Annotated in this window: 28 protein-coding genes and 1 pseudogene; 16 read left to right on the top strand and 13 right to left on the bottom strand. The window is 64.9% G+C overall.

The features are described from left to right. Nucleotides 1-138 precede the first annotated feature (138 nt). Nucleotides 139-2,235 carry a S9 family peptidase gene (locus NDN16_RS06480; RefSeq protein WP_251112800.1) on the top strand — a complete coding sequence of 699 codons (2,097 nt, stop codon included), beginning with the start codon at nt 139-141 and terminating at the stop codon, nt 2,233-2,235. Nucleotides 2,236-2,308: 73 nt separating this feature from the next. On the opposite strand, the gene NDN16_RS06485 is transcribed toward NDN16_RS06480, so the two are convergent. Both NDN16_RS06485 and NDN16_RS06490 read right to left on the bottom strand, forming a co-directional pair. After that, the gene (locus tag NDN16_RS06485) at nt 2,309-2,911 is read right to left on the bottom strand and encodes a superoxide dismutase (RefSeq protein WP_251112801.1); all 603 of its coding nucleotides are present in this window, start codon (nt 2,909-2,911) and stop codon (nt 2,309-2,311) included. A gap of 83 nt (nt 2,912-2,994) precedes the next feature. Further along, a complete protein-coding gene (locus NDN16_RS06490; RefSeq protein WP_251112802.1) occupies nt 2,995-3,897 on the bottom strand; it encodes a branched-chain amino acid aminotransferase in 903 nt (300 codons plus the stop codon). Nucleotides 3,898-4,049: 152 nt separating this feature from the next. Here NDN16_RS06490 and NDN16_RS06495 point away from each other — a divergent pair, with 152 nt between their 5' ends. Beyond that, nucleotides 4,050-4,757: a L,D-transpeptidase gene (locus tag NDN16_RS06495; RefSeq protein WP_251112803.1), complete on the top strand. Its 708-nt coding sequence runs from the start codon at nt 4,050-4,052 to the stop codon at nt 4,755-4,757. Between the two features lie 18 nt (nt 4,758-4,775). Here NDN16_RS06495 and NDN16_RS06500 read toward each other — a convergent pair whose 3' ends face one another. Then, nucleotides 4,776-6,302, bottom strand: coding sequence for a helicase HerA-like C-terminal domain-containing protein (locus tag NDN16_RS06500; RefSeq protein ID WP_251112804.1), 1,527 nt, complete (start codon nt 6,300-6,302; stop codon nt 4,776-4,778). A gap of 95 nt (nt 6,303-6,397) precedes the next feature. Between NDN16_RS06500 and NDN16_RS06505 the strand changes: the two genes are divergently transcribed. Both NDN16_RS06505 and NDN16_RS06510 read left to right on the top strand, forming a co-directional pair. Continuing rightward, a complete protein-coding gene (locus tag NDN16_RS06505) occupies nt 6,398-6,748 on the top strand; it encodes a DUF2267 domain-containing protein (protein ID WP_251112805.1) in 351 nt (116 codons plus the stop codon). Nucleotides 6,749-6,760: 12 nt separating this feature from the next. Further along, the gene (locus NDN16_RS06510; protein WP_251112806.1) at nt 6,761-7,852 is read left to right on the top strand and encodes a magnesium transporter CorA family protein; all 1,092 of its coding nucleotides are present in this window, start codon (nt 6,761-6,763) and stop codon (nt 7,850-7,852) included. Here NDN16_RS06510 and pqqE read toward each other — a convergent pair. The 5 genes and pseudogenes from pqqE to NDN16_RS06540 all read right to left on the bottom strand — a co-directional run bounded on the left by pqqE (nt 7,847) and on the right by NDN16_RS06540 (nt 12,180). Further along, complete coding sequence (gene pqqE, locus NDN16_RS06515; RefSeq protein WP_435301067.1) at nt 7,847-8,956, bottom strand: pyrroloquinoline quinone biosynthesis protein PqqE; 1,110 nt, start codon at nt 8,954-8,956, stop codon at nt 7,847-7,849. The genes NDN16_RS06510 and pqqE overlap by 6 nt on opposite strands. Before the next feature lie 23 nt (nt 8,957-8,979). Continuing rightward, nucleotides 8,980-10,013, bottom strand: a pseudogene (gene pqqC / locus NDN16_RS06525) (pyrroloquinoline-quinone synthase PqqC). After that, nucleotides 10,010-10,924: a pyrroloquinoline quinone biosynthesis protein PqqB gene (gene pqqB / locus NDN16_RS06530; protein WP_251113009.1), complete on the bottom strand. Its 915-nt coding sequence runs from the start codon at nt 10,922-10,924 to the stop codon at nt 10,010-10,012. The pseudogene pqqC and the gene pqqB overlap by 4 nt, the downstream one beginning before the upstream one ends. A 42-nt stretch (nt 10,925-10,966) precedes the next feature. Then, nucleotides 10,967-11,140, bottom strand: a complete 174-nt coding sequence (gene pqqA / locus NDN16_RS21075) for a pyrroloquinoline quinone precursor peptide PqqA (protein WP_251112809.1) — start codon at nt 11,138-11,140, stop codon at nt 10,967-10,969. 29 nt (nt 11,141-11,169) lie between these two features. Then, nucleotides 11,170-12,180, bottom strand: a complete 1,011-nt coding sequence (locus tag NDN16_RS06540; protein ID WP_251112810.1) for an asparaginase — start codon at nt 12,178-12,180, stop codon at nt 11,170-11,172. A gap of 128 nt (nt 12,181-12,308) precedes the next feature. Between NDN16_RS06540 and NDN16_RS06545 the strand changes: the two genes are divergently transcribed. Then, nucleotides 12,309-13,262, top strand: a complete 954-nt coding sequence (locus NDN16_RS06545; RefSeq protein WP_251112811.1) for a carbohydrate kinase family protein — start codon at nt 12,309-12,311, stop codon at nt 13,260-13,262. A gap of 59 nt (nt 13,263-13,321) precedes the next feature. On the opposite strand, the gene NDN16_RS06550 is transcribed toward NDN16_RS06545, so the two are convergent. Then, nucleotides 13,322-14,083 carry an outer membrane protein gene (locus tag NDN16_RS06550; RefSeq protein ID WP_251112812.1) on the bottom strand — a complete coding sequence of 254 codons (762 nt, stop codon included), beginning with the start codon at nt 14,081-14,083 and terminating at the stop codon, nt 13,322-13,324. Nucleotides 14,084-14,281: 198 nt separating this feature from the next. Here NDN16_RS06550 and NDN16_RS06555 point away from each other — a divergent pair, with 198 nt between their 5' ends. From NDN16_RS06555 to NDN16_RS06580, 6 genes are all read left to right on the top strand, one after another. Next, nucleotides 14,282-14,722, top strand: a complete 441-nt coding sequence (locus NDN16_RS06555) for a c-type cytochrome (RefSeq protein ID WP_251112813.1) — start codon at nt 14,282-14,284, stop codon at nt 14,720-14,722. A 101-nt stretch (nt 14,723-14,823) separates the two neighbouring features. Then, on the top strand, nt 14,824-15,249 hold the full coding sequence (locus NDN16_RS06560; RefSeq protein WP_251112814.1) for a MerR family transcriptional regulator: 426 nt from the start codon (nt 14,824-14,826) through the stop codon (nt 15,247-15,249). A 119-nt stretch (nt 15,250-15,368) separates the two neighbouring features. Continuing rightward, entirely contained in the window at nt 15,369-16,499 is a 1,131-nt protein-coding gene (locus tag NDN16_RS06565; RefSeq protein ID WP_251112815.1) for a sensor histidine kinase, read from the top strand. Between the two features lie 11 nt (nt 16,500-16,510). After that, nucleotides 16,511-16,888, top strand: a complete 378-nt coding sequence (locus tag NDN16_RS06570; RefSeq protein WP_251112816.1) for a response regulator — start codon at nt 16,511-16,513, stop codon at nt 16,886-16,888. Between the two features lie 71 nt (nt 16,889-16,959). Beyond that, the gene (locus NDN16_RS06575) at nt 16,960-17,211 is read left to right on the top strand and encodes a type II toxin-antitoxin system Phd/YefM family antitoxin (protein ID WP_251112817.1); all 252 of its coding nucleotides are present in this window, start codon (nt 16,960-16,962) and stop codon (nt 17,209-17,211) included. Next, nucleotides 17,208-17,642, top strand: a complete 435-nt coding sequence (locus NDN16_RS06580) for a type II toxin-antitoxin system VapC family toxin (protein WP_251113010.1) — start codon at nt 17,208-17,210, stop codon at nt 17,640-17,642. Before NDN16_RS06575 ends, NDN16_RS06580 begins: the two co-directional genes overlap by 4 nt. Here NDN16_RS06580 and NDN16_RS06585 read toward each other — a convergent pair. The 4 genes from NDN16_RS06585 to NDN16_RS06600 form a co-directional block, all read right to left on the bottom strand. Next, entirely contained in the window at nt 17,611-17,853 is a 243-nt protein-coding gene (locus NDN16_RS06585) for a hypothetical protein (RefSeq protein ID WP_251112818.1), read from the bottom strand. The two genes, NDN16_RS06580 and NDN16_RS06585, sit on opposite strands and share 32 nt — an antisense overlap. Before the next feature lie 130 nt (nt 17,854-17,983). Further along, entirely contained in the window at nt 17,984-18,391 is a 408-nt protein-coding gene (locus NDN16_RS06590) for a Fur family transcriptional regulator (RefSeq protein WP_251112819.1), read from the bottom strand. 97 nt (nt 18,392-18,488) lie between these two features. Further along, nucleotides 18,489-19,400 (bottom strand): class I fructose-bisphosphate aldolase, encoded by a 912-nt coding sequence (locus NDN16_RS06595; protein WP_251112820.1) that lies wholly within the window; start codon nt 19,398-19,400, stop codon nt 18,489-18,491. A gap of 139 nt (nt 19,401-19,539) precedes the next feature. Next, nucleotides 19,540-20,001: an Lrp/AsnC ligand binding domain-containing protein gene (locus NDN16_RS06600; protein ID WP_251112821.1), complete on the bottom strand. Its 462-nt coding sequence runs from the start codon at nt 19,999-20,001 to the stop codon at nt 19,540-19,542. Nucleotides 20,002-20,063: 62 nt separating this feature from the next. Between NDN16_RS06600 and NDN16_RS06605 the strand changes: the two genes are divergently transcribed. The 5 genes from NDN16_RS06605 to NDN16_RS06625 all read left to right on the top strand — a co-directional run bounded on the left by NDN16_RS06605 (nt 20,064) and on the right by NDN16_RS06625 (nt 25,399). Further along, the gene (locus tag NDN16_RS06605) at nt 20,064-22,037 is read left to right on the top strand and encodes an FUSC family protein (protein WP_251112822.1); all 1,974 of its coding nucleotides are present in this window, start codon (nt 20,064-20,066) and stop codon (nt 22,035-22,037) included. A gap of 82 nt (nt 22,038-22,119) precedes the next feature. After that, nucleotides 22,120-22,632 (top strand): DUF2380 domain-containing protein, encoded by a 513-nt coding sequence (locus tag NDN16_RS06610; RefSeq protein ID WP_251112823.1) that lies wholly within the window; start codon nt 22,120-22,122, stop codon nt 22,630-22,632. A 138-nt stretch (nt 22,633-22,770) separates the two neighbouring features. Beyond that, a complete protein-coding gene (rpsU, locus tag NDN16_RS06615) occupies nt 22,771-23,001 on the top strand; it encodes a 30S ribosomal protein S21 (protein ID WP_039188866.1) in 231 nt (76 codons plus the stop codon). A gap of 215 nt (nt 23,002-23,216) precedes the next feature. After that, nucleotides 23,217-24,065 (top strand): tetratricopeptide repeat protein, encoded by an 849-nt coding sequence (locus NDN16_RS06620; protein ID WP_251112824.1) that lies wholly within the window; start codon nt 23,217-23,219, stop codon nt 24,063-24,065. A gap of 83 nt (nt 24,066-24,148) precedes the next feature. Continuing rightward, entirely contained in the window at nt 24,149-25,399 is a 1,251-nt protein-coding gene (locus tag NDN16_RS06625) for an AGE family epimerase/isomerase (protein ID WP_251112825.1), read from the top strand. Nucleotides 25,400-25,409: the final 10 nt, after the last annotated feature.

Genomic DNA, 25,409 nt, shown 5'->3' on the forward strand with positions numbered 1-25,409 from the left:
TGGCCCCCGACCGACCGGGCTTCGCTATTGCATGAACGGCTATGCCATGGAGTTCACGCCGGAAGGCGACTGAACATCCGATCGTCGGGCCGGATTCTCCGGCCCGACCGCCCCTTCCCTTTCCAACATGAGATTCCCATGCTGAAGATCCCCGTCGGCGCCGTCGCGCCCGTGGCGCCCGAGCGCCCGGAAAGCCATACCATCCACGGCATCGAACGCACCGACCCTTACGGCTGGTTGCGGGCCGCGAACTGGCAGGAGATGTTTCACGACACGACCCTTCTGGACCCGGCGATCCGCGATTACCTGGAGGCCGAGAACGCCTACCAGGAACAGGTGCTCCGCCCCACGGCCGCCCTGCGCGAGCGGTTGATCGCGGAGATGCGCGGACGCATCAAGGAAGATGATTCCTCCGTTCCGGCGGCGGATGGGCCTTTCGCCTACGGAATCTCCTACCAGGCCGGCGCCGAGTATCCGCGCTTCATCCGGACCCCACGCGACGGAGGTGCGGAGGAAATCCTGCTGGACGTGCCGCATGAAGCCGGCGCGCGCAGCTACTTCTCGCTGGGCACCGCCACGCATGCGCCCGACCATACGCGGCTGGCCTGGAGCTACGACGACAAGGGTTCGGAATTCTATACGATCGCGGTCCGCGACCTTGCCAGCGGTACGGACGATGTCGTCCGCATCGGCGAAACCGGCGGCGACGCGACGTGGAGCGCCGGTTCCGACGGCTTCTTCTACACACGGATGAACGCCAATCACCGCCCGGACAAGCTCTACTATCACCGGCTCGGCACGCCGGCCGACGCCGACCGGCTCGTCTTCGAGGAGACGGATGCCGGCTTCTTCATGAATGCGGGGGACACCCAGTCGCGCGCCTTCGTGACGATCGACCTGCACGATCACGAGACGTCCGAGGTCTGGCTTGTGCCGGCCGGCGATCCGGAAGCCGCACCCCGCCTCGTGGCGCCGCGGGAAACAGGTGTGGAGTACAGCGTCGACGAGGCCGGCGGCCTCCTCTACATCCTCACCAATGCCGGTGGAGCCAAGGATTTCAAGATCGTCACCGTGTCGGCCGATACGCCGGGGCGCGAAGGCTGGACGGATCTGATCCCGCACGAGGCCGGGCGGCTGATCCTGTCGCATTTCGTACTCAAGCGCCATCTCGTCTGGCTGGAGCGTCGCGACGGACTGCCCCGCATCGTGGTGCACCGCCTGTCGGACGGGGAGCAGCACTCGGTCGCCTTCGACGAAGAAGCCTATGCACTCGGTCTTTCGGGCACCTACGAGTTCGACACGACGGTCATCCGCTTCAGCTATTCCTCGCTGACGACGCCGGCACAGACATTCGAATACGATGTGGAGAGCCGCGAGAGACGGCTGCTCAAGACCCAGGAGGTCCCGTCCGGCCACGATCCGGCGGATTACGTGACGCGACGCATCATGGCGCCGGCCCCGGACGGCGAACTGGTGCCCGTTTCGCTGCTCTATCGCCGCGATACGCCACTGGACGGCAGTGCCCCGTGCCTCCTCTACGGCTACGGCGCCTACGGCATCACCATTCCGGCAAGCTTCAACTCGAACGCGCTGTCGCTCGTCGATCGCGGCTTTGTCTGGGCGATCGCCCATATCCGGGGCGGCAAGGACAAGGGCTTCGCCTGGTACGAACAAGGCCGCCGCGAATTCAAGGAGAACACCTTCACCGACTTCATCGCGGCAGCACGCCATCTGGTTGCGGAGAGGTTCACGGCGCATGACCGCATCGTGGCGCATGGCGGCTCGGCCGGCGGCATGCTGATGGGTGCCGTCGCCAACATGGCGCCCGATGCATTCGGCGGCATCGTCGCCTCCGTTCCCTTCGTCGACGTGCTCAACACGATGCTCGACGACAGCCTGCCCCTCACCCCGCCGGAATGGCCGGAATGGGGCAACCCGATCGCCTCGCAGGCCGATTACGCGCGCATCGCGGCCTACAGCCCCTACGACAACGTCGGCGCCAGGAATTACCCGCCCATTCTTGCGCTGGCCGGCCTGACGGACCCGCGCGTCACCTATTGGGAGCCGGCCAAATGGGTTGCGCGGCTGCGCAAGCTGAAGGCGGGCGACAGCCCCGTCCTGTTGAAGACCAACATGGATGCAGGCCATGCCGGCGCCTCGGGTCGGTTTGCCCGGCTGGAGGAGACGGCGCTCGTCTACGCTTTCGCGCTGGCCGTCACAGGGAAGGACGGCTGAGGAAACGCAAGGGCCCTCCCGGCGATGTCGCCGGGAGGGCCCTTCGAACCATGCACAAGGTCCGGCGTCGCGCTCAGCGCGTCGCGGCCTCGTAGCGCTCCAGCACATAATCCCAGTTGATGAGATTATCGACGAAGGCTTCCAGGTACTTCGGCCGCAGGTTGCGGTAGTCGATGTAATAGGAGTGCTCCCAGACATCGACGCCGAGGATCGGCGTGCCGCCGTGAACCAGCGGGTTCTCGCCGTTCGGCGTCTTGGAGATTTCGAGCTTGCCATCCTTTACGGACACCCAGGCCCAGCCCGAGCCGAACTGGCCCTTGCCCGCCTCGATGAAGTCGGTGCGGAACTTGTCGTAGCCGCCGAGGTCGGAATCGAAGGCCGTCTGCAGTTTCCCCGGGAGGGACTTGCCTCCCCCGTTCGGTGCCATCCACTTCCAGAAATGGATGTGGTTGTAATGCTGGGCGGCATTGTTGAAGAGCGGCTGGTTCTTGCCGAAAGACTGCTTGACCACCTCTTCCACGGAGGCATCGCCGAGGCCCGCTTCCGCCGCCAGCTTGTTGCCCGTTTCCACATAGGCATTGTGATGCTTGTCGTGGTGGAATTCGAGCGTTTCCTTGGACATGTACGGCCCCAGCGCGTCGTAGGCATAGGGCAGTTCAGGCAGGGTGAAAGCCATTTCGTCAGTTCCCTTCTGATCGTCATTCTTCGCTCGGACATCAGTCCGATGAATTTCCTAATTAGGGGCGGATGCCCGATTTGTCAGCCGCCTGCCTTTTCCAATTGCAGTCCTGCAGCGGAATTTTTGCCCTGCCGGGCGAAGGCGAAATAGAGTTCTCGGGCCCGCTCGGCAAAGGCTCCGACCTTCAGCATGCGCCCTTCGATGCCCGTCACGGGAACCACCTTGGAATGGTTGCCCGTGGAAAAGATTTCGTCCGCCTGCATGAAGTCTTCGACGGCAAGGCTCTTTTCGATCACCTCGACGCCATCCTTCCGCAGCAGTCCGATCACGCGCTGGCGTGTGATTCCGTTGAGGAAACAGCCGTTCGGTACGGGCGTATAGACGATGCCGTCCTTCGCCATGAAGATGTTCGACGTTCCGGTTTCGGCAACGTTGCCCACGACGTCCCGCACCAGTGCGTTGTCGTATCCCCTGCCCTTCGCTTCCATGATGGCGCGGGCATTGTTGGGATAGAGGCAGCCGGCCTTGGCGGCGGTCGGCATCGTCTCGGGCGTCGGGCGGCGGAAGCTGGAAATGCCGAGCGTGAAACCCGACGATGCGATCATCGGCGATTCGTAGAGGCACAGGCAGAAGCGCGTCGTCTCGGGGTCGGCCGGCACGCCCATGTAGCCTCCATCCTCGGCCCAGTACATCGGGCGGATGTAGACCGCCGTGCCTCCGTCGAACTTCGCCAGCCCCTCATGCGTCAGACGCACGATCTCCGCCGCCTCGACCGTGGGCTTCAGCCCCAGGGCCAGCGCCGAACGGTTGACGCGGGCGGCATGAAGGTCGAGGTCGGGCGCGAGGCCCTCGAACCAGCGCGCCCCGTCGAAGACCGAGGAGCCGAGCCAGAAGACATGGCTGCGCGGCCCGACCAGAGCGGGATTTCCCTCGAGCCATTCGCCCTGGAAAAAGGTGACGGTCCGCGAAAATTCGATGGCCATTGCGCTCTCCGTATATCTGCGTTCGCGCGAGTGATAGGCCCTTTGCACGCGCCTGCCAACGCCGCGCGATGCATGGTGGAACATTCGCAACCTTTGGCGGTTACCTTAAGAGGGAATTTGAGTTCTTTAGCGTTCGACGATCAAGGCGGGACATGACGGACATCATCGATTTCAACGGCCTCACGCGGCGTCATCTGCTGGTGGGGCTGGGGGCAACCGCTGCGCTTGCGCTCGCCGGCTGCACGACCACCGACCGGGCCTCCATTGCCGACTTGCCCAGCCGGGGCAACCTGCCGCCCGAATATCTGGCGGCCTATGGCCCGATCGAGGACGGCGGCTTCACCATTCCGGCGATCGATCTGAACCGGATGGATCCGCAATTCCTGCGCCGCGAGGTCGCATATAACGGCCCCGAAGCGCCCGGAACGATCATCATCGATACGCCGACGCGTTTCGCCTACCTGATCCAGCCCGGCGGAACGGCCATGCGCTACGGCGTCGGGATCGGTCGGGATGGCTTCGCCTGGGACGGCCGCGCCCGTGTCCAGTACAAGCGGCGGTGGCCGCGCTGGACACCGCCCGCGGAGATGATCGCGCGCCAGCCCGAGTTGGAGCAGTATCGCCAGGGGATGGAGCCAGGCCTCATGAACCCGCTCGGCCCCCGGGCGCTGTACCTGTTCCAGAACGGCAAGGACACGCTCTACCGGCTGCACGGAACGCCGGAGTGGTGGACCATCGGCAAGGCGGTGTCGTCCGGCTGCGTACGCTTCATGAATCACGACATCATCGACCTTTACGATCGTGCCGCCGACGGCGCGACGGTGATCGTCAACCAGCAGAGTGGGGCGATTATCGTCTGATCGGATGCGAGCGGGTTCCTACCGCCCGCGCCGAAAGCCGCCGAGGATGCCGCGCAGCACTGCATTGGTGACCTGCGTGGCGACGGTCCGGCCAACCGACTTCATGATCGCCTCCGTCACCGTCTGCCGCTGATAGCCGGATGCGCGCCGGCGGGGCGCCGGCGCCGGCGCCTCCGGCCTGTCGCCGAAATCCGGTATCGGCAGGCGGCGCTGCGGCACGTCGGCGCCCGCAGCCTCGGCCAGCTTTTCGTCGGCCCGCCGGTTGAGGATCTCGTAGGCCGACTCGCGGTCCACCGCCGTGTCGTATCGACCGCGCACGGGGCTGTCGCTCATGACGGCGCGGCGTTCCGCATCGTCCAGGGGCCCCACGCGTCCGACCGGCGGACGGATCAGGCATCGCTGCACGACGCTCGGGACGCCGCCCTTGCCGAGGGTCGACACGAGAGCTTCGCCGACGCCCAGTTCCGTGATGGCCTTGAACGTGTCGAAATCCGGATTGGGACGGAATGTCGAGGCGGCCGTGCGCACGGCCTTCTGCTCGCGCGGGGTATAGGCGCGCAACGCATGCTGCACGCGGTTACCGAGTTGAGCGAGCACGCTTTCGGGCACATCCATCGGGTTCTGCGTCACGAAATACACGCCCACGCCCTTGGACCGGATCAGCTTGACCACCTGCTCGATACGGTCGACCAGCGCCTTGGGTGCGTCATCGAACAAGAGATGCGCTTCGTCGAAGAAGAAGACGAGCCTGGGTTTGTCCGGATCGCCCACTTCGGGCATCTCCTCGAACAATTCCGACAGCAGCCACAGAAGAAAGGTCGCATAGAGGCGCGGGCTCGACATCAGCCTGTCGGCTGCCAGCACGCTTACATAGCCGCGCCCGTCGCGGTCGACGCGCATGAGGTCGTCGATGGCCATGGCCGGCTCGCCGAAGAAATTGCGGGCCCCCTGGTTCTCCAGCACCAGCAACTGGCGCTGGATCGCACCGACGCTGGCCTTGGCCACGTTGCCGTAGCGCCGCGAAATCTCGTCCGCCTGCTCGGAGACATGGGTCAGCATGGCCTGAAGATCCTTCAGGTCCAGCAGCAGCAGCCCCTGCTCGTCGGCGATGCGGAAGGCGATGTTGAGCACGCCCTCCTGCGGCTCGGTCAGATCCATCAGCCGCGACAGGAGAAGCGGTCCCATCTCCGATACGGTCGTGCGGACCGGATGCCCCTTCTCGCCGAAGAGATCCCAGAAAATCGCCGGGGAATAGTCGTTCACATAGGGGTCCAACCCGACTTCGCCGGCGCGCTTGACGAGGAAGTCCTTTTCTTCGCCGCGCACTGCGAGGCCGGAAAGGTCGCCCTTGACGTCGGCGCAGAAGACGGGAACGCCCGCAGCGGAAAACCCCTCGGCCAGCACCTGCAGCGTCACCGTCTTGCCGGTGCCGGTGGCGCCCGTGACGAGGCCGTGGCGGTTTGCGTATTTCAGCACCAGTTCCTCAGGCGTGGGCGTGCCCCGGGAGACACTCGCCCCGAGAAACAGCTGACCGTCTTCCTGCATGTTCACCCTCCGCTTGCCGTTCACGCCAGCCTTTGCCATGGTCCCGCCGTGCCCGGCGGGTTGCCGGACGATCGCCAAAGTCAGGACTACCAGAAATGGACGATCTCTTCTCCCGTATATCAGCTGCGGCCGAGATTTCGGAAAGCGATGCCCGTCAGGCCGTTGGATACATCCTCGCCTACATGCACGCCGAAAGCGAAGATGATTCGCTGCGCGGGATGGTGTCGGCCACCCCCGGGGCGGCGGACGCCCTGGCGGCGGCCGATGGTTACGATGGCAGCGGCGGCATCATGGGCCTGGGCGCCCGCTTGATGGGGCTCGGCCTCGACATGGAGCAGATCCGCGACGTCGCGGAAAACTTCGTCGCCGTCGCGCGCGAACATGCCGGGGACGAGACGGTGGACAAGGCCATCGCCTCGGTGCCCGCGCTCGCCCAGTTCATCTGAACGGCTTTCGCGATGATCCTCGCCTATGTGTTCGCCGATGGGCGCATGCGCCCGGTCGCCTCGGCCGGTGCGCATTTTCCCCCTGACGCCATCTGGCTCGATCTCTTCGACCCCACCCAGGAAGAAGTCGCCGCCATCGAGAAGCACCTTGCCATCGACGTTCCGACGCCCGAGGAAATGCGCGAGATCGAAGTCTCGAGCCGCCTCTACACCGAGGACGGCGCCGACTTCATGACGCTGCTTTTGCCGCATGGGCGCCAGGCGACCGGCGTAGCGCAGTTCGCACCCGTCACCTTCATCCTGGCGCGCACGTCCCTCATCACCCTGCGCTACAGCGAGCCGCGCAGCTTCGAGCTGTATGCGGCCAAGTTGTGCCGCGAGCCCGTGTCGCTCGACCTGACCTTGCCGCCCACGCCCGAGGACGTCGAGGCCGCGGGTCCGGCCGAAGACGGCGCGGTGCAGCAGCCGTCCACGGCCGGACCGTCCCGCAAGCCGCCTCGCGCGCCGCGCCCGGAGGTCATCCTGCTCGGGCTGCTGGAGGCGGTGGTGGATCGCGTCGCCGACCTTCTGGAAGGTACGGCCGTCGATCTCGACCACACCGCCAAGGATATCTTCCAGTCTTCGGAGCAGCGCGCTCCCATAGCCAACGCACGCTACAAGGAGATGCTGCGGCAGATCGGCCGGTGCGCCGACCTCGCCTCCCGTACGCGGGAAGCGCTCGCCACATTCGACCGGATGCTTCCCTTCGCCCAGCTTGCCTTCGACCGTCGCAAGGCGCCGAAGGAACTGAAGACCCGCATCAAGGCGATGTCGCGCGACATACAGTCCCTCAACGACTTCGCGGCCTTCCTGAACAACAAGACCAACTTCCTGCTCGACACGGCCGTCGGCATGATCTCGATCGAGCAGAACGCGATCATCAAGATCTTCTCGGTGGCGGCCGTCGGTTTCATGCCGCCGACGCTGATCGCGTCGATCTACGGCATGAACTTCCAGGACATGCCGGAACTGTCCTGGCATTTCGGATATCCGGTGGCGATCGCCGGCATGTTCGTCTCGGCGATCCTGCCGCTCGCCTATTTCCGCTACAAGCGATGGCTATGAGGCCCGCCCGAACTGGCGGTAGGCGGCGGGGCCGGGGTCGCGGGAGGCCGCCTCGGTAACGGCCATGTCCTTTACCCGCTCGTGGAAGGCCGATTTGATGCAGGCCGGATCGGCGTTGGAGGCATCGCCCGTCAGGGCGAGGGCCTGGCAGCGGCATCCGCCGAGATCGATCATCTTGCGCTCGCAACTGGCGCAGGGCTCCTTCATCCAGCCCGTACCGCGATAGGCTTCGAAAGCCGGCGACGTCGTCCATATCTCCTGCAGCGAACGATCGCGCACCGACCAGAATTCCAGATGCCCGATGGTCTGCGCCGCGTGACACGGCAGCACCATGCCGGACGGCGTGACGCTGAAGGTCCGCAGCCCCCAACCGCCGTTGCACAGCTTCGGAAAGCGCGCGTAATAATCGGGAAATACGGCATCGATCGCAAGGCGCCCCTTCAGCGCTTCGCGCGCGGCGGCGATCTCCTCGATGGTTCTGTCCACATCCTCGCGACGCGGCATAAGCTGCGCCCTGTTCTTCAGCGCCCAGCCATAATATTGCGTATGCGCCACCTCAAGCCGCTTGGCGCCCAGCGCCAGCGCCTTGTCGATCATCAGGGGCACCTGATGAATGTTCTGGCGGTGGATGACGGCGTTCAACGTCAGTGGAAACCCCCGCGCGACGACGGCATGGGCGAAGGCCTCCTTGCGTTCGAACGCCCCCTTCATGCCGCCTACCCGCTCGGTGATCTCCGGATCGGCCCCCTGCATCGACAACTGGATATGGTCCAGCCCGGCCGCCAGGAGGCGGTCCAGCATGTCCTCACCCACGGCGATGCCGGACGTGATGAGGTTGGTATACAGGCCGGCGGCGGCGGCATGCGCCGTCAGGTCCACGATGTCCTTCCGGGCGGTCGGCTCCCCGCCCGAAAGATGGACGTGGATCACGCCCATCTCCGCTGCCTGGTCGAAGACGCGCTTCCAGTCGTCGGTCGACAATTCCGCGGAGCGCGTCTCCAACTCGAGCGGGTTGGAGCAGTAGGTGCAGCGCAAGGGGCAACGATGCGTCAATTCGGCCAGGACGCCGATGGGGGCGGGCGGCGCGGGGTGCGGCGTGGGCATGGCCCGTGGATGCGGCATCTCGTTCATAGGACCACCAGTTGCTTTTCTTCCAGTTCGGAAAGGAACCCCTCCACATCGGGCCGGATCACAGAGACATCGGCAGCGAAATTGGCGGCAAGATCGGCGACGATTTCGTCCAGCCTACGCCTGCCGTCCACCCGTTTCAAAATTTCCGTCGCCACGCCGTCCGCTTCGAAGATGCGCTCCGGCCCCACCAGTATGTGGCGCCCGCGCGTCTTGTCCTCCCGAAAGCGTACGCCGTGCGGAAAGCGCGGCACCAGTTCGTCGGCAAGGCCGGTCATCGCCCGGTCTCCGCCAAGGCAAGGCCACTGCCGGGGCGCCATGCCTCGGGCGGGGTCATGGCCGGTTCGACATAGGAAAAATAGAGCGCGTCGAGCTGCGCCCAAAGCACGTCGCACTTGAAGCGCAGGGCATTCAAAACCGCCTCCTGTTCTTCCGGCCGGCGGGCGTTGTCGATGCAGTAATGCAGCGCGAAGTCGGAATCCTGCTTCGCCTGCACCGGCCGCTTGTCGAAATAGGCAAGGGTTTCCCGCGTTATGAAGGGATAATGCTCCAACATGCCCCGCACGCGCTCGCCGATGACCGTCGGCGAGAAAAGCTCCGTCAGCGACGAGGCGACGGCCTCCAGCAGCGTCCTGTCCCGTACGAAATGCACATAGGCATCGACGGCGAAACGGGTTGCCGGCAGGATTCCCTTCCCTGCCACGACATAGGCTTCGTCCAGCCCGACGCCGCGTCCGAGGGCGATCCACTTCTCGATCCCGCCGGGCTCGCTGCCGTCGCCATCATGGTCGATGATGCGGCGGCGCCATTCCCGGCGCAGCTCAGGCGTCGTCAGGCGACTGAGGATGATGGAATCCTTCACCGGGATCATCGACTGATAGTAATAGCGGTTGAGCGCCCAGGCCTGCACCTGGCTCTTGGACAGCTTGCCCGTATGCAACAGGCGGTGGAAGGGGTGCAAATTATGATAGCGCTCGGCGCCGATCCGCCGCAGCGCCGCCTCGAATTCATCCGCGTTCAGAAGCGGCTTCATGGAACAAGCTCCAGCCCGTCATGGGCGACGCGCCAGCCGCACGCCTCCACGCGGTCGCGTTCTTCCGATCCCTCGACGAGGATCGGGTTGGTGTTGTTGATGTGGATATAGATCTTCTCGCCGATGCCGAGCCCTTCGAAGGCTCGAAGGCTTCCGCCCGACCCGGAGATCGGTACATGGCCCATGCGCCGGCCGGTCTTCGTGCCGACGCCGGCCGCCTCCATCTCGCCGTCGGTGAAAACGGTGCCGTCGAACAGGATTGCGTCCGCACCGGACAGGCGGCGAAGCACATCGTCCGTGATCTCGGCGCATCCCGGTATGTAGTAGATCGATCGCCCGCCGGCCGAAAGGCGAAGGCCGACAGTCATTTCGCCGACCTCGCCGACAGTCACGTCGCCCTTTTCCAGGTACAGCGGAACCTTGCCGGGCACGGCGAACATCTCGACCGTCAATCCGGGCACCGGCTCGAACGGCGCGTCCAGCGGCACGCCGATCCGCTCGACGCAATCCTTCGACAAGACCTCGAAGATCGGATTCGCGGCGATCACATCCATCACTCCCGCGGTTCCATAAAGAGTCAAGGGCTGGCGCTCGCGCAGTGTCAGGAGCCCTGCCACGTGGTCGACATCGCCGTTCGTCACCAATGCGGCGGCAATGGCAGAGGCTCGCCGCGCACCATGCGCCGCGGCGGCGCTGGCCGCCATGGACGGAGTGGACAGAATCTGCTGGCGCAGATCGGGCGATGCGTTGACGAGAAGCCAGTTTTCGCCATCGGCCGTCGCGACTATCGAGGATTGGGTCCGCGCCTGCACTCTCGGGTCGCCGCGCCAGGCAAGGGCGCAGACGTCACAGTTGCAGTTCCACTGCGGGTAGCCGCCCCCGGCAGCGGAACCCAGCACGGTCAATCGCAGGCGGCCTTCCGGCCGCCCACGATCGACTGATTGCCCGGGCAATCAGAATTCAATCGGCATGTAGCCGTTGATTTCCATTGCCACGCATACTTCGACGATAGCCGGTTTGTTCCAGGCCATGATATTTCTCCCATTCTCGGACGCGCGCAGAATGCCCGCGTTACGTCTCGTAATAGGTGCCCACTGAATGACGATATTAAAGACCTTGACGATCACGTAAAGGCGAGAATTCTTCCCTGACCCGGTCAGAAGTTCCAGGGCCGGTCCGGCCGGACCTCCCCGACGCTCTGCTTTTCCCAGTTGCGCAGGGTCGTACGGGCCTCCCCATCGAAGGTTTCGGCGAGATTTCGGTCCACCTTGCGGAAAAGGCCCGCCAGAAGGGCCGAGACGGCGCTTTCGGCGGCCCGCGTGGTGCCGTCCTCGGCCTTCAGGGCAATACCGAGCCCCAGTTCCGGCACCGCGCCGCAGAAGACCCCTTCCGCCCCTGTCTTCACGAAGACGCGGCCTTGCCCCGCTTCGATCAGCGCCTTGCATTTGCGGGCCGTGCCCGACATCGCAAACGGATGGGCAATGCAAGCACGGATCAGCCTTTGTCCCGCTGCGGCCCTGCCGGCATCGATGCCCTGCCCCGCGACGAGGCGCGCGAAGGCGGTGGCGAAGCTGGACAGTGGCGCGGCATAAGTGGGGATGGAGCAGCCGTCGATGCCGCAGGCATCCTCGCTCAATTGCGCACCGGTCGTCTCCGCGATCGCCGCGCGCGCACGGCGCTGAACCGGATGGGTGGCCGTGACGTAGCCCGCCGTCTCCTCGCCCATATGTACGGCGGTGCAGAGGAAACCGGCATGCTTTCCGGAGCAGTTGTTGTGCAGGGCCGTCGGCGCACCGCCGCTGCGGGCAAGCTCCAGCGCGACCGGCAGATCGAAGGGCCAGTGGCAGCCGCATTCGAGCTGCGCGGGATCCAGCCCGCCCTTGGCCAGCATCTCGCGCGCCGCCATCACATGGGCCTCTTCGCCCGAATGGGAGGCGCAGGCCATCGCCAGTTCCTCGTCGGAGAAGCCGGAAGCGTCGGCAGCGCCCGTCTCGATCAGGGGAAGCGCCTGCAGCACCTTGACCGCCGAGCGCGGGAAAACGGCCCGCTCGACGTCTCCCAGCGCCACGACGTTGCGCCCGGCCGCGTCCGTGACGCTCACATGCACGCGGTGGTGGCTTTCCACCAGCGCCCCGCGTGTGACCTCGATGATCATCGGATCGGCCATGTCACCTTACCCCGCCTGCCGGATTTGCCGTCGCTGTAACAGCCGGGCGCGGCCTGCGCCAGTAACGGGCGGTATTCGCCCGCATTGTTTTTTGCTATCGCAGGCGACGATGAGACGGGAGGGATTGCATGTTCCTGAGTTGCGGCGACGCACTGTTCGACCTGTTCGAAGTCCAGGATGGCCGTGGGCCGGCATCGGTGGCGCTGGACGGTCGCGTCGGCGGCTCGCCCCTCAACGTCGCCCTCGGCCTTGCCCGGCTCGGCCATCCCAGCGCTTTCTTCACCAAGGTTTCGGACGATCTGTTCGGTCGCCGCATCCGGGCCTTCATGCAGGAGGAAGGTATCGACCAGCGTTTCCTGGTGCCCACCACGCGAGGCACGACGCTGGCTGTCGTATCGCTGTCGCCGGAAGGCACCCCGCATTACGATTTCCATATCGAGGGGACCGCAGACCGCTCGGTCGAGGTAGCCGACGTGCCGGAGCATTTTCCGGACGATCTTTCGGCCATCCACATCGCGTCCTATTCTACCGTGACGGAGCCCACCGCCTCGGCGCTGCTGCATCTTGTCGGTCAGGAGTCGGGCAGGCGCTTCATTTCCTACGATCCCAACATCCGCGCCACGATCGAGCCGGATCTCGACCTGTGGCGCGACCGTGTGTCGCGCATCCTGCCCAAGGCAACGCTGGTGAAGGCCAGCGAAGAGGATCTGCAGCAGATCCATCCCGGGCGCTCGCTGGATTCCATCCTGTCGGACTGGATGTCGGCGGGGCCCGCCATCGCGCTGGTGACGCGCGGAGAAAACGGAGCCATCGCGGCCACGGCCGGCGGACACGAGGTCCAACTGCCGGGTATCGCCGTGACGGTGGTCGATACGGTGGGTGCGGGGGATACGTTCCAGGCGGCGACGCTGGCCTGCCTGGGAGAGCATGGCCGCCTGAGCCGTGAAGGCGTCGTGGCCATGTCGCCGGCCGACCTGGAAGATCTGGTCGGCTTCGCCATCCGTGCCGCAGCGATCACCTGCGGGCGGCGCGGAGCCGACCTTCCGCGCCGGGCGGACCTGGGGCTGCAGCCGCTTGCCTGATCGGACGCGGCGACCGCCGGCCTCGATGGCCGGCGGCGCGTTCAAGAAGGTCCGTCCGCTCAGTTGAAGCGGTAGGAAGCCTTGGCCCAAACGGTGTGGAAATCCAGGCTGTTGCCGGACGTCGCCGTGAGGGATTCCGTCGCGATGCTCGATCCGGCCGGCGTGTACTTCACCTTCGTGTCGGACTTGCCGAGATCGGTGTAGAGATATTCCAGGCCGACCGACACGTTCTGTGCAACCAGGTAATCGAGGCCCGCGCCGAGCGCGTAGCCGAAATCCTTGGTGTCTTCTTCCAGCGAGACGTTATAGGTCGTGCCGCCGGAAGAAACGCTGCTGTTGCCGATCAGGTCGTTGGACACCTTGGCGAAGGCGAGACCGCCCGTCGCGAAGACGGCGAAGCGATCCGACGTCAGGCCGGCCTTGGCGCGCAGGGTGCCCAGGAAGTCGATGTCCTGCTTGGAGCCGAACTCCTGCCCGAACTGGGTGAAGTTGGCGTAGGAGTTGGCGTCGACGTAATTGATGTCGGCGATGGCGCCGACGATGAAATTGTCGATCTGGTGGTCGTAACCGGCATGAACGCCCAGTACCACGCCTGCTTCGCCGTCCTTGCTGCCGCCCGCGAAGGACGAGCCGGCGGACGAGAACAGGCCCGAATCGCGGCTGAGCGCCGCGCCGGCCTGGCCGCCGACATAGAAGCCGGTCCAGGTGAAGCCGGTATCGTAGGCCATCGGCGCCGCGATGGGATCGTTGTAGATGATGTCCGCGGCGAGAGCCGGGGTGGCGAGGGCCGAAACGGCCAGGAGAAGGGCGATGCGCTTCATGTGTCAGGATGCTCCAGAAACCCGTCGCGCACCACCGAAAGGCTTATGCGGCGCGACCCCGCTCCTTTAGAGGAATAATCCCTAACCGCCTGCTAAGAAGCATGGTTAACCGGAGAATCCGCACAGGGAGATTGCCAAGCCCCGATCCTTGTCCTTATTCTAAACCCTGGCTGGGCGCCGCAAGTCTTTGGAGGAAGCATGCGGAAAGCGACATTCGTCGCGGGAGCCTGGCTTGTCCTTGCGCTCTCTTCGCCCGTGACGGCTCAGGAGATCGGCGACCCGGTCGCCGGCGAGAAGGTCTTCAAGCGTTGCATGGCCTGTCATGCCGTCGGGGCAGGCGCCGCCAACAAGGTGGGGCCCGAACTCAACGGCATCATCGGCGAGAAGCCCGGCGAGGTGGAGGGATTCCGCTTTTCGCCCGATCTCGTCGCCTGGGGCGAGGGCAAGGTCTGGAACGCCGAACTGATGGCGCAGTGGCTGCAAAACCCCAAGGCCGTGGTACCGAAGACAAAGATGATCTTTCCCGGCATCAAGAAGGAGCAGGAGTTGAAGGACATCACGGCCTATCTGGCCGGCTTCGACGAAAGCGGCGCCCCGCGCGACCCGGCGGAAGCGCTTAAGGCGGCCGGGGGCAACTGAGCTGCCTTCCGGCGACGGCCGGTTCGTTCCGGCCGCGCCACTTGATTACCCTGCCCAAGATGGTCAGATTTCGATCTCCAGCGACTGGAGGATCAGGCATCATGCGTATCGGCGGAGTGACCATCGGGCAGGCATCGCGTGACAGCGGCATCAAGGCGCCGACCATCCGCTACTATGAATCCATAGGGCTCCTGCCCTCCCCGTCCCGCACCGAGGGCAACCGCCGCCTCTACGACGGGGCGGACCTGCGCCGGCTGCGTTTCATCCGGCACGCGCGCGAGCTCGGTTTCGAGATCGAGCCGATCCGCGAATTGCTGGACCTCGCGCAGGAACCGGACCGGCCCTGCGAGGGGGCGGACAGGATAGCCATGTCGCATTTGTCCGAGATCGACAGCAAGATCGCCAGGCTGACCGCGCTCCGGTCCGAAATCGCCCGCATGCTTGCCTGCGATCACGGGAGCATCGGCGAGTGCAGGGTGATCGAGGTGCTTGCCGATCACGACAAGTGCATCGCGCACGATCACTGAGTATCGGCAAGAGCGACACTAATAAGACTTGGAAAAGCCTTCATCCTACGGTTGAAGCGTGGCGCGGTTCCCGCACTATCGTATCTCCCCCATCCCAAGTCAGGCCACGCGCGACAATCATGGCTTCCCGCTCAGTTCCCGATCTTGCGCCGATGGCGGAAAGCGATACGCAGGCTCGGCTGGATGCCCTCGATCTCTACGAGATCATGGATACGCCGGCCGAAGTCGAGTTCGACGACATCGCTCATCTTGCAGCCGACATCTGCGAATCGGCGACGGCGCTGGTCAGCCTGGTCGCCGAGGAACGGCAATGGTTCAAGGCGCGTGTCGGCTTCGATGCCTGCCAGACCCCCATCGGCCAGTCGATCTGCGTTCATGCGCTGCAGCGGCCGGGCCTGCTCGTCATTCCGGACCTGACGGCAGACCCCCGGTCTATGGAGAACACGCTCGTGACGGGCCCTCCCCATATTCGATTCTATGCAGGTGCGCGGCTGGAAACGCCGGAAGGCATCGGCATAGGAACGCTGTGCGTACTGGACGACAAGCCCCGCCCCGACGGCTTGACCGATCGCCAGGCCAGCAGCCTGGAACGGCTTGCACGGCAGGTGATGACGCAGTTTGCGTTGCGCCGCGCGATCAATGAGCGTGATGCGGCCGAAGAGCGTCGGCGTTTTCTCAACGAGGAACTGGCGCACCGCATGAAGAACACGATGGCGACCGTGCAGGCCATCGCCACGCAGACATTGCGCGGCGTGACCGAAAGGGAGGCGGTCGAGGCGTTCGGCAAGCGGCTCCACGCCATCGCTTCCGCGCATGGGGTCCTGCTGCAGCGCAGCTGGTCCGGCGCGTCCATGGCGGCTGTCGTCGAGGCGATGGTCGGCACATTCGACTTGGACGAGAGGTTCGATCTATCCGGTCCCCCGGTCGATCTGGCGCCCCGCGCTACCTTGTCGCTTTCCCTGCTGCTTCACGAGCTTGCGACCAACGCGCTGAAATATGGTTCCCTGTCATCCGAAACGGGCCGCATCGCCATCGGTTGGCGCATAGAACCCGCCGATGGGGACGACGAGCTGGTTCTGGAATGGCGCGAAAGCGGCGGGCCTCCGCCAAGCGTGCCGCGGGGGCGAGGTTTCGGGTCGCGACTAATTGCCATGGGCCTTGCGGGAACGGGCGGGAGCGAGCTTCGTTACCCCGCCGAAGGATTTTTCGCGGTGTTTAAAGCACCGGTGTCGCAAGTAGTGGAATCATAAGGATCGAGCCCTTGACCCGAAACGACAGAGAGAAGCGACCAGTCGTTCTCGTCGTCGAGGATGAACCGGTCCTGCGCATGATGGCCGTGGACATGGTGGAAGATGCCGGCTTCGAGGCCCTTGAGGCCGCGGATGCGACGCAGGCAATCGAAATCCTGCAGGATCGCCTCGATATTCGCATCGTCTTCACCGATATCGACATGCCGCGAGGCATGGACGGCATGCGCCTTGCCGCCGCCATCCGGGATCGCTGGCCGCCGATCGAGATCATCCTGACATCAGGCTACGTGACGCCCGACGCCGACAGTATGCCGGCGCGCAGCGTCTTCTTCCAGAAGCCATATGTCGCCGAGAAGGTCGTCGAGGCCCTGCACCGGATGGCCGCGTAGACTACCGCCCGGACTTGCAGCCGGCCCCTCGATGTTCTAATGTATAAACATTGCGGCTACGGGCGATTGCGATGATTACCACATTGTCGAGCAGGGAATTCCAGCAGAATGCCAATCAGGCCCAGAAGGCCGCGCAAACCGGCCCTGTATTCATCACGAACAGGGGGCGCACCGCAAACGTGCTGTTGAGTTATGAGGAGTATCAGCGCATTACCGCCCAACGCAAAAGCATCGTCGACGCGTTGGCTATGCGTGGCCTCAGCGAGATCGAATTCGATATCCCGCGTTCCGGCAGTGTAGCCCGCCCCGCCGAATTCGACTGATGTTCATACTCGATACAAATGTCGTATCGGAACTGCGCAAGGCAGGCGACGGGAAGGCCGACCCCATGGTCGTGTCGTGGCTTTCACTTCAGGACACCGGCAATTTCTATGTTTCGATCATCACGATCATGGAACTCGACCTCGGCATTATCCGGATGGAGAGAAAGGATCCACGACAGGGCTCGCGTCTGCGATCCTGGATGACCAACCATGTTCTGCCGGCCTTTGCGGGACGGACCATCATGATAGATCATGCTGTAGCCCGTGAGTGTGCTGCTCTCCACGCCGACACTCCAAGACCCGAGCGCGACGCCCTGATCGCAGCCTGTGCGCTGGCCCACCGCATGACTGTAGTCACGCGCAACACAATCGATTTCGGGTCGATGAACGTCGATCTGATCAACCCTTGGAACGTGCAGCCGCGCGCGTAGCAGGGGCACGCCGCTTCTTCACCGGCGCCTCGGCCACGGCCGTCGCCTCGACGGCCATGCGTGCGGCCCGAAGCCGAGCCGTCTTTTCGAAGCGCCGCTTGGACTCGGCGTCGATGATGGCGCGCGCCGCGCTGGTGGTCATGTCGTGCTTGGATTCCGACTTGGAAAGCTTCGGCTTGAAGGCATCCTGCTCTGTGATCACATCGGCCATCGTCCGCATCCTTCCATTCAAAAACAAAAGGCCGGGTAACGTCCGGCCTTCATAGGCGCCTCTCGCCCGATGGCGACAAGCAACGACATTTCAAAGATTTAACTAGGGCGTGACGCGCCGTTGGCAAGCGTCAGGCGGGCGTCGCGGCGCAGTCGGCGCATCGACCCCGGATTTCAACCGACACGCCCTGCGCGGCAAAGGCGTTAGCGCGCGCGATGCGCGCCGCATCCGTATCGATGGCTTCGTCCGCAGCCTCGATCACCTTCTGACATTCGGTGCAGACGAGAAAGATGACGGCATGATCATGCCCCCCATGACCATGATGGGTACAGGCCATGAAGGCATTCTGGCTGTCCAGCTTGTGAACGAGATGCCGGTCGCCCAGCGCACGCAAGGCGCGATAGATCTGCAGCGGCGCCTTCAGCCCTTCCGGCCGGAGCCTGTCGAGAAGCTGGTAGGCCGTCATCGGCGCATGGTCGCCCCGCAGCGCATCGAGCACCAGCTTTTCGTTGCGGGTCAACTTCGCGGCTTTGGACATGCCCTGTCGATCTGCTTCATGACGGCGGGAGGGGCGAGAGGCAGGCCCGTTTCGGCCTGCCTCTATTACCTAATCGCCCCTGCGCCGCAGTGCAATGTCAGGCGTAGACGTCCATGACCTTGTTCAGCAGGGCCAGGGCTTCGGCCTTCGGGCGCTGGAAGGAGTTGCGCCCGATGATCGAGCCGTTGCCGCCGCCGTCGCGGATGGCCTGGACTTCGCCCAGGAGTTCGTCCTCGTTCTTGGCCGCGCCGCCCGAGAAGACGACGATGCGCTTGCCCGCGAAGGACGACTGCATGATATGGCGGACGCGGTCGGCCCCCGTGGCGCGCGGGATGTCGTTCTTTTCGTAGGTCGGCTTCGCATCCTTGAGGTCGACGAAGTCGGTCGGCAACTTGACCTTGATGATGGTGGCGCCCATCAGCGCCGCCATGTGCGCGGCATAGGCGATGATGTCGAAACCGGTTTCGCCTTCCTTGGACACCTTGCCGCCGCGCGGATAGGACCAGACGACCGTCATCAGGCCGCGCGACTTGGCCTTCAGCGTGATCTCGCGCAGCTCTTCCATCATGTCGTAGGATGCGTCCGCGCCCGGATAGATGGTGAAGCCGACGCCCACGCAGCCGAGGCGCAAGGCATCCTCTACGGTACCGGTCAGTGCCTGGTCCTGCGTGTTGACGAGCGAGTTGCCGCTGTTGAGCTTCAGGATCAACGGTACCTCGCCGGCGAAGGTATCGGCGCCCTGCTCGAGCAGGCCAAGCGGCGCGGCATAGCCCGAAACCCCTGACTCGATCGCCAGTTCATAGAGGTAATGCGGGTCGTAGGCTGCGGGGTTGGGCGCGAAGCTGCGGGCCGGACCGTGCTCGAACCCCTGGTCCACCGGAAGGATGACGAGGCGACCGGTGCCGGCCAGCCGGCCATGCATCAGAAGCCGCGACAGATTGCTCTTGAGACCGGGTGTCTCTCCTTCGTACCAGGACAGGATCTTGCGAACGGTGTCGGTTCTCAGCATGGTGCCTCCGGGATTGCGCAACCCGACTGTATGGTTGCCGATTACATTCGGGATGATCTTCTGCGGCGCAAAATAGCCGGCGTAAAGATGCACGCCCGGCCAATCCAAATTAAAATCGTTTGAAAATCGTCTTGCCGTCTCAAAGTGGCAGCGGGCCGTCATTCTTGACTTCTTCCATCACTGCATAGGTCCGTGTTTCCCGGACACCGGGAAGCGCCAGGACGATTTCTCCGAGAAACCGCCTGTAGGCCGCCATATCGGGCAACCGTGTCTTGATGAGGTAGTCGAAGCCGCCGGCTACCATGTGGCATTCGAGGATTTCCGGCGTGCGCCGCGCCGCCTTGGCGAAGCGGTCGAACACGTCCGGCGTCGTCGTATCCAGGATGACTTCCACGAAGACCAGCAGGCCGAACCCCAGCTTCTGCGGATCGAGCCTCGCCGAGAAGCCGGTGATGAAGCCTTCCTTCTGGAGCCGCTTGAGCCTCTCCCCCAACGAGGACGGCGCAAGCCCGATGCGGCTGGCCAGCTCCGCGTTGGTGATGCGGCCATCGGCCTGCAGGGCACGCAGGATGCGCCTGTCCGTTCTGTCGAGTTCGTTCATTCCGGTTGCCGCCCGCACTGCCGCTCACACATAATGACACGACCGGTCTACACACGCGGCCCATGAGCATAAAGAGCACCTTTTCGGAAGAGCGCGATACGGCCGGCCTGCGGCAGCGGTTCCTTGCATCGGATCCCGGCCTCGTCCGGCTGCGGCTGGGCAGCCGTGTGGTGCTGACCGTCGCCCTGGTGGCCGGCATCCTCGCCCTCGTCCATCCCTGGATCGCCTTTCCGCCGTCCGCCTACGGCATGGCGATGGTGACCGCCATACAGGGCGCGGTCGCGATCAAGGATGCAACGCCGCTGGCCAGGGCCGTCACGAGGGCCTATGCGGTGGCGGCCGCCTATGCGACCGTCCTGGCGATCACGCTGCTGAACGGCCAGACCTTTGCCGTCAGCGCCCTGTTTCTGGCCGTCATCTTCATCTCTGTCTATGCGCGGCGGTTCGGCCTGCGCTGGCAGGCCGTCGGCATGTTCACCTTCATGTGCTTCGTCATCGCGGCCTATCTGCATCCGCGACCGGCAGACCTGCCGGGGATCGCCGTATCCCTCGTGCTGTCGTCGGTGATCGCGCATCTGATCCGCAACTTCCTGTTGCCCGACAGGCCGGCGGAAGATTTCCAGCGGGCACTGGAGGGTGTGGACGAGATCGTCGGGCGGCTGGCCGGCCGGATACGACGGGCAGCCCGCAATGGGTGGTCGCCGGCAAGCCGGCGCGAGGCGCAGGAGATGGAGCGTCGCGCCAAGGATGCCATCCTGATCTGCGAAGGCTACCTGCCGGTACAGGCCGAAGCCGGCGACCCGTCGAGCGGGCGGGCGGCGGCCCTCGCCAACCACCTGTTCGACCTCCATCTGGCGCTGGAAAGCGCCCTCGGAAGCGCGTTCGCCATGCACGCGCCCGGTTCCGGCAAGCTGCCGGAAGGGGTTGCCGGGCGGCTCGACATCCTCGCCAAGGCGCGCCGCGAGGTACGCCGCAGCGCGGCGGCGACGCCGGCCGCCGCTTTCGCCGCCGGCGGCGGCGGCTCCGCCCCCAACCGTCCGGCAAAGGCGGGCGCCGGCAGAAAACGGGCTCTGGACGACCCGTTCCTCCGGCAGGCGCTGCAAGTAACGCTCGCTTCGGCCATCGCCATGACCGGTGGCCTCTTCCTGTCTCCCGACCGCTGGTTCTGGGCGGTGTTGACGGCGTTTCTGGTGTTCACCAATACCCAGTCCCGGGGCGAGACGGCGATCCGCGGGCTGGAGCGTGCCGCCGGCACGGCGCTCGGCATCGTGGTGGGGATGGGGCTTGCCGTGCTGGTGTCCGGCGCCCTTTGGCCCACCATCATCATCGTCGCTCTCAGCGTCTTCCTGGGATTCTATCTCCTGACGCTGTCCTACAGCGCGATGACCTTCTTCATGACGGTGGCGATCTCGCTCGTCTACGGCCTGATCGGCACCTTCACGCCCGAACTGCTGGTCCTCCGGCTCGAAGAGACCGTCATCGGCGCCGCAGCCGGTATCTTCGTGTCCTTCTTCGTGCTGCCGCGCAGCACCTCCAGCCAGACGCGGCAAGCCGTCGACCGGTTCATGCAGGCCCTGGACCAGCTTCTCGAGACGGCCGCCGCCCTCGAGCAGGGCGACAACGATGCGCGCCTGCTGGTTCGCGCGCGCCAGATGGACAGGGCCCATGCCGACATCCGAAGCGCCGTCGGCCCGCTGCAGAGCGCATGGACGTTCGGCGCCGGGCAGGTCGGCCTTCGGCGCGCCCTCATGCGCCTGAACGCCATCGTCCACGCAGCCCATGTGCTGGTGCGCCGCTTTGCCGCGACGCCGCCATCGGAAGCCGAGCGGGAACGCCTGGCGGCCATGCGCGCGCAGATCGCGGCGCTGGCGAGCCACGGGCGCAACTTCTTCGGGCGCAGCGAAGTGGCCGAGATGCCGGAGCCGCAGGATGGGGATGGGGCCAACTCGAGCGACAGCGTGGAAATCGCGCTTCGGTCGATCGCCCATGTCCTGTCGCAGGCCGATCCGGAAAGGCAGGCGCGCGGCCGCACTTGACGGCCGCCGGCATCCTGGTGGCTAATGCTTCGCAAGGGTGCCGTCTCCACCGTCCGTACAGGACGCCGTCGAAGGTGTGCCCATGTCGCTCCGTCTTCTCGCCTTGCCCCTCCTGCTCGCCGCGCTCAACCCCGAAGGGGCGAACGCCGAGCCGCGCCTTGCCGTGATGCCGTTCGATTATGTCGACACGTCCGGAGAGCCGACCGACCAGAGCGTCGCGCACGAGAGGCGGATGGGCCTGTTCCGCGAAACCCTGCAAGGCGCCCTCGAAGCCGGAGGAAAGGTCGATGCGGTGGAACTGCCGTGCACGCGGAGCGGCTGCACCCCGGCGAACTCCCGCCCGCTCGATCTCCTCGACTCGGCTCGCAGCGTTTCGGCGGATTTCATCGTGCTCGGCGCCGTCCAGAAGATGAGCACGCTGATTTCGACAGGCTGGGTCAACGTCATCGATGTCGGCAGCGGGCAACTCGCGCTGGCCCGCAAACTGTCGTTCAGGGGCGACAATGACGAGGCATTCCGCCGTGCCGCGGGCTTTGCGGCCGACGACATCGTGCGCAACCTGCCGGCTGTCGCGTCACCCGGCCGGGCGAAATAAAGCCTTCCCGCCCGTCTCGACAAGGTGGGGCCGATCTGCTATCTGAAGCGCAATTCTGTGGAAGGGCTTCTCTTCCGCGAGGGTTTGTGCGTTTGCATGACGCCCTCTCCGCTCAACGAACAATGAAACGGAACACTCGTGCAGGTACTCGTTCGCGATAACAATGTCGATCAGGCTCTCCGCGCTCTCAAGAAGAAGATGCAGCGGGAAGGCATCTTCCGTGAAATGAAGATGCGCAACTTCTACGAGAAGCCGTCGGAAAAGCGTGCGCGTGAAAAGGCCGAGGCCGTGCGTCGCGCCCGCAAGCTGGCGCGCAAGCGCGCACAGCGTGAAGGCCTGGTCGCAGGCGGCCGCACGGCGGCGCGCTGATCCAGCTGCCGACAGGCCAGTACATGTTTGCAACGGGTGGCGAGGTTTCTGACCCCGCCGCCCTTTTTGTATGGCTTCGCCGTATTTTCGCCTCGTCTTCTCCTTTCCAGTTCGGTGCCCTCGCATAAACTGAGTGGGCAGGCCGTGGAGGCGGCAGCCTGGAGGCTCCGGGCGTCGATGCAACGAATTACGGCCATCACGACCGGGGGAAGATCATGGTCCTTACGACGCGCAAGTCCTTTCGCATACTCGCGGCCTGCACCGCAGCCCTGCTTCTATCGGCCTGCCAGAGCGCAAATCCGATTCAGGCGATCAACCTCAACCAGGCTCAGGGCTCGTCGGAGAACATCTCGTCGCTGACGGCGGCGATCAATGCCAACCCGCAAAACCCGGAAACCTACAATGTCCGGGGCACGGCCTACGGGCAGGCGGGGGAGTACGGCCGCGCGATCGGAGACTTCAGCCAGGCCATCCAGATCGACCCGAACTACTACCAGGCCTACGCGAACCGCGCGCTCGTCTATCGCCAGCAGGGCAAGCTTGCCGAGGCCGTCCAGGATTACGGCCGGGCGGTGCAGATCAACCCCAGCTACGACAGCGCCTATATCGGGCGCGGCAACATCTACCGGGTGGCCGGACGCAACCGGGAAGCGCTCGCCGACTTCCAGCGCGCCATCGACCTCAGCACCACGGACCCGCGCGCCTACCATAATCGTGGCCTGCTCTATCAGATCGACGGCCAGCACCGGCTGGCGATCGAGGATTTCTCGACGGCCATCTCGATGGAGGCGAACTCGCCGGAGCCCTATTCGGCCCGTGCCATCTCCTATCTGGCCCTGCAGAATGTCGACGACGCGCGCGACGACATCAACCGCGCCCTGCAACTCGACGGCAACCGCGCAGAGTTCTGGGTGACGCAGGGGCTTGTGCTGGAAGCGGCCGGAGAGTCGGGCAAGGCCTATCGCGCCTTCTCGCGCGGGGCGCAGCTCGACCCGAAATACCAGCCCGCGCGCGACGGCATGTCGCGCACGCAGGGCGGCGCCGCGGGCAATACGCAGGCCTGACATACCGATGACCTTGCTTCGGCGCGCCAACCGGGACACAACCGCTTGGTGCGCCGCGATCCTTCCGCGGCCGGGAGGACTCCATGACGCTTTCCATCGTCGGTACGGATGACACCGCGCCCCTCGGGCAACCGCTGCTTTTTTCGGCAGAGCATAGACAGGCGCTGCGGCGCGATGCGGATAGGCAACTCCGCTTCTTCTCCGGCAGCCTGAGGCCGCAAGGCGGCTTCTTTGCCCTCGGGCGCGACGGCTCGCCCCTGCCGGATACCGAGCAGGAATTGCATACCGCGACGCGCCTCGTGCACGCCTACAGTCTCGGCATGGCCATCGGCTTCCAGGGAGCCGAGGAGATGGTCGGGCACGGGATGGACTTTATCCTGTCGGCGCACCGCGACGCAATCGATGGCGGCTATTTCTGGAGCGTCGATGACGATGGACCTGTGCGGTCCGAGAAGCTGGCCTATGGCCATGCCTTCGTTCTGCTCGCCTCGGCCAGCGCCATGCAGGCCGGGCATCCGGATGCCGCCGGGCTGATGGCGGACGTGTTGTCCATCATCGAAAGGCATTTCTGGGAGCCGGGGCTGGAGCGGACCCGCGACGAGTTGAACCGGAACTTCACGCCCTTCTCCACCTATCGCGGCATGAATGCCAACATGCACCTTTCGGAAGCACTGATGGCGGCTTTCGAAGCCACCGAAGACCGGCGTTTTCTGCACATGGCCGGCAGTATCCTCGGCTTCTTCACGCTGACGATGGCGCCGGCCAAGGGCTGGCGCATCCCGGAGCACTATCACGAGGACTGGACGCCCGATCCCACCTATTCCGGCGATCCGATGTTCCGGCCGCCGGGCACGACGCCCGGCCACTCGCTGGAATTTGCGCGGCTCCTGCTGCAGTACTGGGACCTCGCGGGACGCGAGGACGACCGCCTTCCGGCCGCGGCGCGCAATCTTGTCGATCGCGCGTTGTCGGATGCCTGGAACGAAGAGCGGGGCGGCCTCGCCTACACGATGGACGCGGATGGCCGGGTGGCCATCGGCAAGCGGCTCTGGTGGCCCGTCACGGAGGGCATCGGCGCCCTGGCAAGCCTGATCAAGCTGGCGCCTACGGAAGCCGACGAGATCTGGTATCGCCGCCTCTGGTCATTCTCCGAGGATACGCTGATCGACCATGCCTATGGCGGCTGGTTTCCGGAACTGGACGATGAAGGCAAACCGGCCGATGGCACCTTCAAGGGCAAGCCGGATCTGTATCATTCCCTTCAGGCGGCGCTGTATCCGCTTGTCGACGGGCTGTCGCGCCAGCGCGCCGGGCTGACCGATCTGGCAGTGTGATCGCCGATCC

This window comes from Aureimonas altamirensis, assembly GCF_023702225.1.
Classification (GTDB): Bacteria; Pseudomonadota; Alphaproteobacteria; order Rhizobiales; family Rhizobiaceae; genus Aureimonas; species Aureimonas altamirensis_B.

What these genes read in the sequence shown, in the direction of transcription:
- NDN16_RS06565 (WP_251112815.1), top strand. Translation starts at nt 15,369, where the DNA reads ATGGCTTCCCGCTCAGTTCCCGATCTTGCGCCGATGGCGGAAAGCGAT.
- NDN16_RS06505 (WP_251112805.1), top strand. Translation starts at nt 6,398, where the DNA reads ATGGACGATCTCTTCTCCCGTATATCAGCTGCGGCCGAGATTTCGGAA.
- NDN16_RS06555 (WP_251112813.1), top strand. Translation starts at nt 14,282, where the DNA reads ATGCGGAAAGCGACATTCGTCGCGGGAGCCTGGCTTGTCCTTGCGCTC.
- NDN16_RS06540 (WP_251112810.1), bottom strand. Translation starts at nt 12,180, where the DNA reads ATGGCCGATCCGATGATCATCGAGGTCACACGCGGGGCGCTGGTGGAA.
- NDN16_RS06490 (WP_251112802.1), bottom strand. Translation starts at nt 3,897, where the DNA reads ATGGCCATCGAATTTTCGCGGACCGTCACCTTTTTCCAGGGCGAATGG.
- NDN16_RS06545 (WP_251112811.1), top strand. Translation starts at nt 12,309, where the DNA reads ATGTTCCTGAGTTGCGGCGACGCACTGTTCGACCTGTTCGAAGTCCAG.
- NDN16_RS06575 (WP_251112817.1), top strand. Translation starts at nt 16,960, where the DNA reads ATGATTACCACATTGTCGAGCAGGGAATTCCAGCAGAATGCCAATCAG.
- NDN16_RS06485 (WP_251112801.1), bottom strand. Translation starts at nt 2,911, where the DNA reads ATGGCTTTCACCCTGCCTGAACTGCCCTATGCCTACGACGCGCTGGGG.
- NDN16_RS06510 (WP_251112806.1), top strand. Translation starts at nt 6,761, where the DNA reads ATGATCCTCGCCTATGTGTTCGCCGATGGGCGCATGCGCCCGGTCGCC.
- NDN16_RS06595 (WP_251112820.1), bottom strand. Translation starts at nt 19,400, where the DNA reads ATGCTGAGAACCGACACCGTTCGCAAGATCCTGTCCTGGTACGAAGGA.
- NDN16_RS06625 (WP_251112825.1), top strand. Translation starts at nt 24,149, where the DNA reads ATGACGCTTTCCATCGTCGGTACGGATGACACCGCGCCCCTCGGGCAA.
- NDN16_RS06600 (WP_251112821.1), bottom strand. Translation starts at nt 20,001, where the DNA reads ATGAACGAACTCGACAGAACGGACAGGCGCATCCTGCGTGCCCTGCAG.
- NDN16_RS06500 (WP_251112804.1), bottom strand. Translation starts at nt 6,302, where the DNA reads ATGCAGGAAGACGGTCAGCTGTTTCTCGGGGCGAGTGTCTCCCGGGGC.
- NDN16_RS06495 (WP_251112803.1), top strand. Translation starts at nt 4,050, where the DNA reads ATGACGGACATCATCGATTTCAACGGCCTCACGCGGCGTCATCTGCTG.
- NDN16_RS06605 (WP_251112822.1), top strand. Translation starts at nt 20,064, where the DNA reads ATGAGCATAAAGAGCACCTTTTCGGAAGAGCGCGATACGGCCGGCCTG.
- NDN16_RS06620 (WP_251112824.1), top strand. Translation starts at nt 23,217, where the DNA reads ATGGTCCTTACGACGCGCAAGTCCTTTCGCATACTCGCGGCCTGCACC.
- NDN16_RS06610 (WP_251112823.1), top strand. Translation starts at nt 22,120, where the DNA reads ATGTCGCTCCGTCTTCTCGCCTTGCCCCTCCTGCTCGCCGCGCTCAAC.
- NDN16_RS06590 (WP_251112819.1), bottom strand. Translation starts at nt 18,391, where the DNA reads ATGTCCAAAGCCGCGAAGTTGACCCGCAACGAAAAGCTGGTGCTCGAT.
- pqqE (WP_435301067.1), bottom strand. Translation starts at nt 8,956, where the DNA reads ATGCCCACGCCGCACCCCGCGCCGCCCGCCCCCATCGGCGTCCTGGCC.
- NDN16_RS06550 (WP_251112812.1), bottom strand. Translation starts at nt 14,083, where the DNA reads ATGAAGCGCATCGCCCTTCTCCTGGCCGTTTCGGCCCTCGCCACCCCG.
- NDN16_RS06585 (WP_251112818.1), bottom strand. Translation starts at nt 17,853, where the DNA reads ATGGCCGATGTGATCACAGAGCAGGATGCCTTCAAGCCGAAGCTTTCC.
- NDN16_RS06560 (WP_251112814.1), top strand. Translation starts at nt 14,824, where the DNA reads ATGCGTATCGGCGGAGTGACCATCGGGCAGGCATCGCGTGACAGCGGC.
- NDN16_RS06480 (WP_251112800.1), top strand. Translation starts at nt 139, where the DNA reads ATGCTGAAGATCCCCGTCGGCGCCGTCGCGCCCGTGGCGCCCGAGCGC.